The organism is Kribbella hippodromi (genome assembly GCF_039531045.1).
GTDB classification, from domain to species: Bacteria; Actinomycetota; Actinomycetes; order Propionibacteriales; family Kribbellaceae; genus Kribbella; species Kribbella hippodromi.
The window spans coordinates 324,856-335,412 of the sequence record NZ_BAAAPH010000004.1 but is presented as its reverse complement, the minus strand read 5'-3'; the positions used below and the strand labels follow the sequence as shown (position 1 = coordinate 335,412).

At 67.5% G+C, this 10,557-nt stretch carries 9 protein-coding genes; 4 read left to right on the top strand and 5 right to left on the bottom strand.

What is annotated here, in order from left to right:
- The 3 genes from ABD260_RS08520 to ABD260_RS08510 all read right to left on the bottom strand — a co-directional run.
- Positions 1-252: hypothetical protein (locus ABD260_RS08520; protein ID WP_344232831.1), on the bottom strand; the 252-nt coding region annotated here is incomplete at its 3' end.
- A 59-nt stretch (positions 253-311) separates the two neighbouring features.
- Positions 312-2,198, bottom strand: a complete 1,887-nt coding sequence (locus ABD260_RS08515) for a hypothetical protein (RefSeq protein WP_344232830.1) — start codon at positions 2,196-2,198, stop codon at positions 312-314.
- Positions 2,195-3,487 carry an alpha/beta hydrolase family protein gene (locus ABD260_RS08510; protein WP_344232829.1) on the bottom strand — a complete coding sequence of 431 codons (1,293 nt, stop codon included), beginning with the start codon at positions 3,485-3,487 and terminating at the stop codon, positions 2,195-2,197. Before ABD260_RS08510 ends, ABD260_RS08515 begins: the two co-directional genes overlap by 4 nt.
- Positions 3,488-3,573: 86 nt before the next feature.
- Between ABD260_RS08510 and ABD260_RS08505 the strand changes: the two genes are divergently transcribed.
- Positions 3,574-4,344 (top strand): amidohydrolase family protein, encoded by a 771-nt coding sequence (locus tag ABD260_RS08505; protein WP_344232828.1) that lies wholly within the window; start codon positions 3,574-3,576, stop codon positions 4,342-4,344.
- Positions 4,345-4,454: 110 nt separating this feature from the next.
- The gene (locus tag ABD260_RS08500; RefSeq protein ID WP_344232827.1) at positions 4,455-5,249 is read left to right on the top strand and encodes an amidohydrolase family protein; all 795 of its coding nucleotides are present in this window, start codon (positions 4,455-4,457) and stop codon (positions 5,247-5,249) included.
- Between the two features lie 54 nt (positions 5,250-5,303).
- On the opposite strand, the gene ABD260_RS08495 is transcribed toward ABD260_RS08500, so the two are convergent.
- Together ABD260_RS08495 and ABD260_RS08490 are read right to left on the bottom strand one after the other, a co-directional pair.
- Positions 5,304-6,503, bottom strand: coding sequence for a DegT/DnrJ/EryC1/StrS family aminotransferase (locus tag ABD260_RS08495; protein WP_344232826.1), 1,200 nt, complete (start codon positions 6,501-6,503; stop codon positions 5,304-5,306).
- Positions 6,504-6,937: 434 nt separating this feature from the next.
- Complete coding sequence (locus ABD260_RS08490; RefSeq protein WP_344232825.1) at positions 6,938-7,654, bottom strand: helix-turn-helix domain-containing protein; 717 nt, start codon at positions 7,652-7,654, stop codon at positions 6,938-6,940.
- Here ABD260_RS08490 and ABD260_RS08485 point away from each other — a divergent pair, their 5' ends adjacent.
- Both ABD260_RS08485 and ABD260_RS08480 read left to right on the top strand, forming a co-directional pair.
- Complete coding sequence (locus ABD260_RS08485) at positions 7,655-8,404, top strand: hypothetical protein (protein ID WP_344232824.1); 750 nt, start codon at positions 7,655-7,657, stop codon at positions 8,402-8,404. It abuts the gene before it with no gap.
- Positions 8,405-8,659: 255 nt separating this feature from the next.
- The gene (locus tag ABD260_RS08480) at positions 8,660-10,552 is read left to right on the top strand and encodes a hypothetical protein (RefSeq protein WP_344232823.1); all 1,893 of its coding nucleotides are present in this window, start codon (positions 8,660-8,662) and stop codon (positions 10,550-10,552) included.
- Positions 10,553-10,557: the final 5 nt, after the last annotated feature.

The window sequence follows — 10,557 nt, the reverse complement described above, 5'->3', positions numbered from 1 at the left end:
ACCGACCACGTCGCCACCGACCGTGCCGCGACCGATCATGCCGCGACCGACCACGTCACCACCGAGCGCGTCACCACCGAGCGTGCCGCCACGGAGCACGTCACCGCCGACGACATCGCCTTTGGCGGGGTCGTCGGTGAGCGGGGTGTTGTCGGTGGATTGGCTGACAACTGTGTTACCGCGGCCGACGTCGCTCGGGTGCTGGGGATTGAGGAGCGGTCGGCTCGCCGACTGTTGGAGCGGCTGGTTCACGCGGGTGTGGCCGAGGTGACCACCACCCGCGCGGGATCGGTCGGCCGCCCACCGAAGAGTTACTGGCTCAAGATCGCATCCAGAACCACCAACTCCGTCGACGTCAGCACATAGACATCGGTGCCCTGGACAACAATCCGGTACGCCCCAGGCTCGCGGTGAAGCACCTTCAGCCGGCGAGCAGCTGACGACGTACCGTACAGCTCCCACAGCTCGATCTGATCACCGACCAGCGCGACAAACCGCCCAGGCACGTCGGCCGAATGCAACGCCCAAGGATCAAGCTTTACCGGCAGCTCCATGAACTCCAGCGATCCTGTCCCGGCACGAGACCGCCGCTCCGAGGTGCTGCTGGTCAGCAGCGGCAGCTTGAACCAGCGGGGGCCAGGAAGCACGCACAGTGCGGTGGTGTCGTCGAGGAGACCCAGGATGTCGACGCGGTCGGTGCCAGGTGGCATCGGGATGAGGTCCTGCAGGGTGAGGTCGCCCGGATCCAGCCAGCCCAGGTAGCAGGTTGTTGCCGCTGGCACCGTTGAGGTCATATCCGCATGCCGCGCCGTGCCGACCAGGATGCGGTCGCTCCCCGTCGGCCACAACATACTCTGAACAGCCTGCTCCGGCAGAGGATCATCGGCGTACGACACCGCGCCCGTAGCGAGGTCGTACCGCGTGAGTATGCAACCAAGTACGCCGTACTTCTGCGTACACGAGTACACCAGCACCCGCCCATCGACCGCACCAGCCACCGGTCGCATCGCGCGGGGCGGCGCCGCGACCACCCGCGGGTTCTTCGGGTATCCAATCGGCAGCGCGGGATCGAAGCAGGTGAGTTCACCACCCGCGTACGCGGCCAAGTACGCGCGACCGTCAACCAGCCAGCTCCGACTGATCTGCCCGCCACCCGGCGCGGCTCGCCCTTGATCCCGCCCGTCTCCGGACTCGAGATCCACAGTCCAGAACCGCTGACTGATAAATGGTGTACCAAGCACTGTGCGCCGATCCAGCCGAACGACACAGTCAACGCGACCTGTCGACTCGGCCGGCAGCTCGACGTCCAACTCAACTGCGCCGGTGTTCGCGTCGTATCGCAGCAACCGCCCGTATCGCGTAACCGCCAACACCTTGAGGTCCGTCGTCAGTGCGAGATTGAAGTGATCACTGTCCGGCACACTGCACACCACCCGCGCAGTCCGAGCCTGTCGATCAAACAGCACCACCTCGGCCGAATCCCTGCACCGAGCACCCCAAACCATTTCCCCTGCCATCCCAAACCACCGCACGTCCTCAACCTCTGAGGGAACTTCTTCAATGCGAGCCGCCCAGCCTGCGTTCTGTAGGAGGCGCCATTGCCGGTCGATGCTGTCGGGGGCGGGCGGTCCGGGGGTGAGCGTGCCGTCCGCCGGGTTCCACGTCAGCAGCTCCGTCGCGGGGGTTTCGATCGCGATTGTCACGGTGCCGTCGGGTCCGGGGAAGCTGCTTCGGAGGTAGTGCTGCGGAGTGATGTCCTCGTAGAGCTTGGCCGTACGCCGTGTCGCGGTGTCGAAACAGACTGCATCGGTACGCGTACCGGTGAATGCGGCGACCATCAACTGATCGCCGTACCGCGCCATGCCCTGGAATACCAAACCTTCAGCGGCGCCGGTGTCATACGAATCCCAGTGTCCGTCGCTCAACCGCAGATGCACGATCCGGCTCAGATCGCCGCACAGCCAGATCCCATCGTTGCCATCAGCAACCGCGCTGTAGAAGCCGGCGTGCGGGAGCGGGAAATGGTATACCACCGCTTCCCCGTCGGCGCGGACCAGCAATGCGGTGCAGCCGACGTTGGAATTCCATGACGAGATCCAGAACAGCTCGACCCCGTCCGCGCCAGGCCCGATCGACAGCAACGGGGTGTTGACGAACGGATCCCGCGTCCGCGGCACCGCCACCCGCCATGTCTTCATCGCACGCGCTCCTGAGCCTGGGGCCGAGCCGGGGATTGGGGCTGGAGGTGGTTGGTGAAGAACTCGTGGGATTGCCCGAGTTGCCAGCCGTGGGCGGTGGGGTTCAGGTCCAGTAGGAGGTGATCTTCCGCGCCGGCTGCTGTGTAGATTTCGCGGACTCGGTGGTGGCAGGCGAGCGCCGACTCCGCCCGGAAGCACTCGTCGTACAGGCCGATGTCGACCAGCAGTGGGCGCGGTGCGAGGAGACCCTGCAGGTCCGGTACGTCGACCAGGTCGTACAACCCCGGTGCGATCTGCAACCCGCAGTAGTTGATGTCCCGGTACCCGAAGACCGCGAACAGGTCGCTGTAACAGATGATCTCGATCGCCCGCAGCCGTACGTCGGCGAGCGCGCTCCACAACGCCAGCGTGCCACCGCCGGACGCGCCCATCACCCCGAGCCGGTCGGCGTCGACGAACGGGAGGTTGGCGACGAAGTCCGTCAGTACGCGGCCATGCGCGAGGTTCATGCCGAGCGGGGTACGGCCGAGCATGGTGGCGTGCAGGTAGTACAGATTGCACCAGTCGCGACCGTCCGCGACCGACCGGTGGTTCGGCTTGCGATCGTCATCCAGATCACCACGTCCCATCCAGTCGATCGCGAACGTCACGAACCCACCCTCAGCCATCCGCCACCCATACCCCGCATCCGTCACCCCAGATCTCGCCCCGGCGGCTGTCACCCCAGATCCCGCCCCGGCGGCTGTCACCCCAGATCCCGTCCCGGCGGCTGTCACCCCAGATCCCGCCCCGGCGGCTGTCACCCCGGAGGTCGCCCCGGCGGCGGCAGTCATCGATCCCGCACCCGTCGCGCCGGCGGTCGGCTCGGTCGTGGGGTCGGGGCGCATGATGGTGTCTTTGCCCTGGCCGTCGTGGCCGTGCCAGCAGAGGATGCCTGGGCGGCGTTCGCCGGGGGCGAGATCAGCCGGACGGAGGACAGTCGCGTAGGCCGAAAGGCCAGCTTCGACGTCGATCAGCCAGCGTTGCTCGACCACTCGGCCATGATCCAGCTCGGCGATCAGCTGTGGGTTCGGATCGACCGGCGCCGGCAGCTGGCCCAAAGTCGCAAGCACAGCCGCCGTGGTCTGCTCCCGCCAATCCGCAAAGTCACCCGCAGTCCCGCGGGCAGATTGACCGTCGGCCGCCGCCGCACCTCCTCCGGAAGTTCCTCCGGGAAAGGACAGTTTGGGGTGGTGGTTCTGGGCTTGGGTCAGGAACAGGTCGTATGGGCTGGTGTTGCGCGGCTTCATGGGGTTCCCTTCTGGGTTTCGGCGTCGGGGTCGTGCCGAAACGGGGGTGCTTGACGGGGTTTTGGCGGCGCGGCACGATCGCGCGCATGGGTACCGACGAGGGGCATCCGATCTTGCTCGATGCCGACGCGACGCTCGGGCGCAATCCCCGGGTCGATGTCGGCAGCGGAACGGTCGACGAACTGCTGGTCCGGATGGATCGGGTCGGCATCCGTACCGCGGTGGTCTCGCACACGACCGCGCGCTGGCACGATCCGCGGGCCGGCAACGCGCGGCTGATGACTGAGATCGCGGGTGTCGAGCGGTTGCTGCCGTCCTGGGTCGTGCTCCCGGACCGTACCGGCGAGATGCCCGCTCCGGACGAGTTTGTCGCGGAAGCGCTGGCCGCTGGGGTGGTCGCGGTCCGCGCGTATCCCGAGGACCACGGGTATGACCTGGCAGGCCCCGACTGCACGCGGTTGTTCAGCGCGGTCGCGGCGGCCGGTTTGCCGGTGCTGGTCGATTTGTGGCAGACGTCCTGGGGGCAGATCGAGACGCTGGCCGATGCGCATCCGACGCTGTCGATCGTGGTCGGTGAGCTCGGGTATCGCGTGCTGCGGCGCGCGGCCGGCGTACTGGATCGGTGTCCCAACGTGTACCTCGGTACGGCTCATTTCGCGTCGCACCTTGGATTGGAATGGCTGGTGCAGGAATTTGCACCGGAGCGTCTGGTTTTCGGTACTGGGATGCCTGCCCGTGACCCGGCCGAGGCGGTGACCCGGCTGTTGTGGTCCGAACTCGCCGACCCAGCAGTCACCACCATCGCCGCCGGCACCTTCACCTCGCTCATCCCGACGTCCAGCGGAGCCCGCTCATGACCCCCGCATCGGGCGGTACGCGGAGTGCATCGGGCGGCGCGCGGAGTGCATCGGATGGCGCACGGCGCGGTGGATGGGAAGACGCAGCGAGCAGTGCCTCGAGGGGTGCGTTGGCGGATGCGGTGCTGGCTCGGCGTACGCCGGATGCGCGCGAGATTGTCGACGCGCACGCGCACCTCGGCCCGTACAGCCTGTTCTTCATCCCGGACAACGACGCGGACGCGATGGTTCGCGTGATGGATCGATGCGGCGTACAGCTCACTGTCCTCTCCAGCCATCTGGCGATCCAGTGCGAAGCCCGCGCCGGCAACGAGATGACCGCGGCAGCCGTCAGCCGCCATCCCGGTCGTCTCGCGGGATACCTCGTGGTCAACCCCTGGCAGGACCCGGTCGCCGAGCTCGAGCACTGGGCCGATGATCCGCGATTCGTCGGCATCAAACTGCACCCGAGCCTGCACGACTACCGCATCACCGGGCCGCGCTATCGCCCGGTCTGGGAGTACGCCGCCGCGACCGGCTGCCCCGTGCTCACGCACACCACCACGCATCATCACTGCGACGATCCGGCGATGCTCGGCGAGGTCGCGGAGCAGCATCCCGACGTCACGTTTCTCGCTGGTCACACCGGGCTGACCCGAGATGGATTCGACGACGCGATCGCGGTTGCGCAGCGTACGCCGAATGTGGTGCTGGAGTTGTGCGGCTCGTTCATGCATGGCGATGAGATCACGAGGATGGTCGGCGTACTGGGGAGTGGGCAGGTGGTGTTCGGGTCGGATGTGCCGTTCATCGACGTACGCATGTCGCTCGGCCGGGTGCTCTTCGCGGTGCTGTCCGAAACCGATCGCGCCGCCGTCCTCGGGGGTACGATGCGCCGCCTGCTCGCGGCGCGCCGTACCCCCTGAACCCAGGTCCACGGGGGCACGGTGCGACGTGCCCCCTGAACGGACGTCCACCGGTCAACGGTTGCGGAGGACTTTTGCGATCGCGGCCAGGATGTCCGCGGTGTCGGACTCTTCGCCGAGTAGCAGGTTTTGCGGCAGCCAAACCGTGTTCGCGGCCAGCTGGTCCGTGACCGGGCAGTCGAACGCCGCCTCCGGGCGGTCGGCGGCGCGGAGCAGCTCGGTCATCCGGCTGCGGACGGCCTCGTTCGTGTGCAGGCCCGGGTAGCCGGGCGAGCACGGGACGCCCTCGGCTTGCAGCGCGGACACGAACCAGTCGCGCTCAGCCGCGGTCGCGCCGCGCAACCGGAACAGATAGAGATGGCGCGCGTGCTCGGTGACGGCCGGGTCCTCCGGCGCGAGCGCGATCGCGTCGGGGAACTCGCCCAGGCCCGCGGTGAGCCGGTCGGCGTTCTCCGCCCGCCGCTTCGCCTGCTCGGGCAGCCGCTTGAGCTGCGCGCGCAGGATCGCGCCCTGGAACTCGGTCAGCCGCAGGTTGTAGCCGAGATGATCATGCTGGTACCAGGCACCATCGCGGGTACGGCCAACGTTCACCAGCGGGTATACCGCATCGTTCAGCTCGGCGCTGTTGGTGAGGATGATGCCGCCCTCGCCGGCGCTCAGGTTCTTGCTGCTCTGGAAGCTGAACGTACCGAGGTCCCCGATCGCCCCGACCCGGCGCCCGCGCCACGAGGCGCCATGCGCTTGAGCGGCGTCTTCGACCAGTGCGACACCATTCCGCGTACACACCTCGGTCAGCGCGTCCAGGTCACACGGGCGACCGCCGATGTGTACGGCGACCACTGCCCGCGTACGGGGCGTGATCACCTTTTCGACGGCGGCCGGGTCGAGGAGATGGGTCTCCGGGTCGACGTCGGCGAAGACCGGGATCGCCTGCAGGAACAACGCCGCCGAAACGGTCGCGATGAAGGTGTACGGCGGCACGACCACCTCGTCACCCGCACGTACTCCGGCGGCTTGGTATGCCGCGACCAGGGCGAGCGTTCCGTTCGCGAGACACGTGCCGTACTCAGCCTGCTGCGCTGCGGCGAACTCGGCCTCGAACTGGGCCACCTGATCGCCGTGGGTGCTGCCCCAGCGGCCCGAGCGCAGGACTTCGACGAGTGCCGCCTCCTCGGTCGCGTCACCTACGGGCCAGGCCGGAAACTCGGTCTGCCGAATTGGTATACCACCCTGCAGGGCGAGGGACTCGGACATGCGACTCCTCTTTCGTACGCCGGTTCGAACCGTGCTCCGGATCGTGCCGACTCCCGCCTGCCCAGTCAAGGAACCCAATTTCGGCCCACCCTGCAACGTTTCGGCACAAGCAACACCGGAGGGGGCGCGCGGTGGTTCCGGACATTTCGGACAGGTCGTCCGGTTGGTTCAGGAGGTCGTAGAGGGCGGCGAGGACTGCGGAGAAGGTGCATATCCCGGTCGTACGTAGTCGCCCGGCCTGCTCGGTCCTTCCTTGGCGGTTCTCGCTCTGGGTTTCGCCAAGCGGGGTGCTGAGTGCCCCAAACCGGTTTGGGGTGGCTGTGCACGTGGAGTGGGGAAGGTTGTGCTCCTGGAGTGGGCGGTTAGGCACCCCAAACCGGTTTGGGGGCGCGTGGTGAGGTGCTGACGTTTCGGGTGGCGGAGGGCGATCTGGGTTAGCGGAGGGTTACCCGGTAGGCCTTGCGGGGGCGGCCGACCTTGCCGGTGTGGGCGGAGTCGAGGAGGTGGACGACGCCGGCGTCGGCGAGGCGTTGGAGGGTTCGGCGGGCGGCTCGGGGTTCCAGGTCGAGGGCGGTGGCGACGTCGCCGGCGGTCAGGCCCTCCGCGCCGCGGTCATTGGCGAGGTCGACCAAGCGGAGAAGGGCAGCTGCGTCGATCCCCGAGCGGCGTTCGGCCACCGCCAGCGGGATCGGCAGGACGGTTGTCTCGTCGTGTTCCGATGCGGTCGACCCGATCACCAACTCGGCGTCATCGGTCGTCGCCACGACTGCCGCGAACTGGCCGATGGTCCGCGCTCGGGCTACCGCGCGGCGCGCGCGGCGTTCGGCCTCGAGGGCGGTACCGGCCGCGCCGAACCCGATCCGCGCCGACACCCGCCCGCGACGGAGCTCGTCGAGCAACCCGAGGCGACCGAAACCACCTGAGACCGCGACCAGGCGCTCGCGGGTACTCAGCACGAGATAGCGAGATTCAGGCAGCGGTACGACGCTCGCATCGAGGTCCTGTACGAGTCCGGCCAGCTCAGGCGCGGGATCGGACAGCTCGACCAAGCCGACCACCGGGTCCACCGGATCACCGGCTTCGAGCGACGAGACCGCGCGCAAGCCGGCTCGTACGGACGCGACCGCTGGGATCAGTCGTACGGTCGGCACTTGCGGCGCGAGCTCTTGGTATACCGAACGTACGCACGTGATCGCGATACTTCCGCCGCGATCGCGGGCGACGCGGAGGTGGAAGCGCAGGAACTCGTCCGCGTCTCGATCCGGGCGGTGTTCGAGGACCCGCACATGCACGGAGGACAGACCGGCTCGACGGAGCAGACGGTGGACCTGCTGGCGCGGGAGTGTGTCGATGCTGACCGTGCGGGCGGTTGGGTTGTCGGTGAGCAATTGGCCGAGGATTCGGGGCAGGCCGGTGCCGCGGTAGCGCACGTACGTGGATGGCACTCGGAGGACGCCGGCCCGGCGGGCGAGGCTGAAGGGGACTACGCCGGTGAACAGCCAGGCGTCGACGTCATCCACCGATCGCACCAGGGCGGGCGCCTCGGCTTCAGCCTGGTATACCAAAGTCCGGAGCTGCAGCCGGGGGAACTCACGCTCGGCGACCTGCTCCAGCGTCGGAAGAAGATCGGCCGGCCCAACAATCCCAACCCGCGGCGCCCCAACGCCCACGCGCCCAATCCGCCCTGCGACACCGTCCGCCCCGCCAACACGCGGTACACGACCGTCCTGACCACCGCCAATGCGCGGCACACGACCGTCCTGACCACCGCCAATGCGCGGTATACGACCGTCCTGGCCGCTGTCAGCACGTGGTGCAGCGCCGTTCGGGTCGTCGACCATTGGTGCCTCCCACGTGCGGACTTCGGCGGCTACGCTCGGGCGGCGGCGCCGGACGTCTGATTTCGGTCTCCACCGTTATACCGCCGGGACCCGCCGCCGACCAGGGAAAACGGCGTCTCCGCAGGAGTTTCGGCCGTCGTTGACACGGTTCCGCGCGCTCTGCACGATCGATTGCGCCGACGTGATCGCGCCAACTGTGATCGCTCCAACTGTGATCGCGACGGCGTCAATGCGCCAGTGTGCAAGTCGCTGCACCGCCGACCGCCGCCTCGACGGCGTACCGCGCGGTGGCGAGCAGACGATCGGAGTGCAGTGATGACCTCAGAGACCACCTCTCCCGCCGACGGCCTCGGCCGTCGCACCTTCCTCAAGCGCAGTGCGGTGGCCACCCTGGCCACCGGCGCGACCGCGGCCGCACCGGCCGTCTTCGCGGAACCGGCATCCGCCGCCACCCGCCAAGTACCGCGCGGAGCGATCGTTGCCTCCAGCTACGGCTGGCAGAAAGCGGACTCGACCGCCGCGCTGCAGAACGCGATCAATGCGGCGCTGGACGCGACCCGGACCGCTGACACCGTGCTGTACATCGACAAACAAGCCGATGACTGGATCACCGGGCCACTGGTGATCGGCTTCGACCCCGCCCACCCGAAGGGCACGCATCACCTGACGATCCAGTTCGAGCCGGGCGTCACCGTACGCGCCAAGGCCGGCGCCTTCGACGGCGTGGTCGATATCTTCAACACCGTCGACGTCTGCCTGATCACGGTGGCCGGTTCGGAGGCCGGGGAGCTGGTTTCCGGTATCACGTTCGACGGGTACGGCGCGACGCTGGCGATGAACAAACCGGAGTACAACGCGGGCGAATGGCGGCACGCGTTGAGCATTCTCAGTGCCGACAACATCACCGTGAAAGGCCTGACTCTGCGCGATTCCGGCGGCGACGGTTTGTACCTCGGTGTGCGCTACGACCGCAAGCGTACGAAGGCGATCGGGCAGACGTACAACAGCAACATCACCTTGATCGACGTGTGCTGCGACAACCACCGCCGGAATGCGATGACCGTCATTTCGGTCGACGGTCTGACGGTCGAGTCGTGCGCATTCCGGAACACGTTCGGCACGCCGCCGATGGCGGGTATCGACTTCGAACCCGATCCGCCGCGGACGACCACCAAACCGTTCACGAAACTCCCGTACAGCCGGTTGAAGAACATCGTCATCCGCAACTGCGCGATCACCGACAACGTCGGTCAGGCCGTCACCATCAACGCGCTGTGTCTCGGTGGGGCGGAGCCGGAGTGCGGTCCGGTCGGGATCACGTTCGAGAACGTGCTGTTCGGCGCGAACACCGCGCCGGACCTCGGTACGTTCATCTGCTCGGTGTCCGGTGACAACGGTGACCCGACCTCGCTGGAGAACGGTGGTATCGGCAGCGGCCCGTTGCTGCCCGGCGCGGTGACGGTCAGCGATTCACTGATCGATTCCCGATTGTTCGGTGCCGCGATTCGTACCCAGTCGTTGCCGGATGTGGACACCTTCCGGCTGAGTTTCACCCGGACCGCGATCTGGAACGACGCGTATTCGCGGGCCGGGAAGTACGAGCCGATCGCGATGGTCTATGTCGCCGGACCGGATACGGCGAAGAAGTTCGGCGGTGTTCGCTGGACCGAGTGCGTGATGAACACCAATCACGCGAATCCGTTGATCACCTCGTACTCGAAGGCGAACGACCCGGATTACGAATGCACCGGGCTGTCCGGCGACCTCACCGCGTATGTGAAAACCGTCGGCGAGCCGTTCGGCGCGAACATCTCGAAAGCCAAGAACAGCCTGGTCGTCACCGAGGAACTGGCGCCGGCCGGGACCGCGAAACCGGCCATCTCGATCAGCACGTCGACGCCGAACGTCGGCATCGGCGGCACCGCGCGTTTCACGCTGACCCGGTCCGGCGGCGACACCACCAAGGCACTCGCGGTGGTGTACTCGGCGACCGGCGACGCGCGCGAACGGTACGACTTCCCGGGGCTGTCCGGGGTTGCGGTCTTCAAGCCCGGCGAGACCACGACCGAACTGAGCTTCCGCACCCGCCGTCCGGACGGGAAGGGCGGGAAGCGGACGGTGAACCTCGAGGTCATGCACGCCGACGCGTACCAGTACGGCGCCACCCGGATCGCCTCGGTGACGATCAGCCCGGGCAACCCACGGTAATTCCA